Raw genomic sequence first — 329 nt, forward strand, 5'->3', positions numbered from 1 at the left:
GGCCCCGGTCAGATTGGAGACGACCGGGATGCCCGGAGCCTCGTACGACAACCCCTCGGCCACCTCCCGGAAGGCGTCCAGCATCCCGTCCATGTGCGGCGAGTGGAACGCATGGCTCACCGTCAGACGACGCGCCCTGCGACCCCGCCCCTCGAAGACCGCGGCGATCTCCAGTACGACACTCTCGTCACCAGCGATCACGACAGAGGTCGGGCCGTTGACGGCGGCGATGCTCACCGCGTCGGTGAGGTAGGGGATGATCTCGTCCTCGGTGGCCTGGACGGCCACCATGGCGCCACCGGCCGGGAGTTCCTGCATCAGCCGGCCAC

At 69.0% G+C, this 329-nt stretch carries 1 protein-coding gene; it reads right to left on the reverse strand.

Annotation, left to right across the window (positions count from 1 at the left end):
* On the reverse strand, positions 1–329 hold a 329-nt coding region (locus tag IE249_RS35110; RefSeq protein ID WP_189711515.1), incomplete at both ends, for an acyltransferase domain-containing protein.

The organism is Streptomyces anandii JCM 4720, assembly GCF_014650655.1.
GTDB classification, from domain to species: Bacteria; Actinomycetota; Actinomycetes; order Streptomycetales; family Streptomycetaceae; genus Streptomyces; species Streptomyces anandii.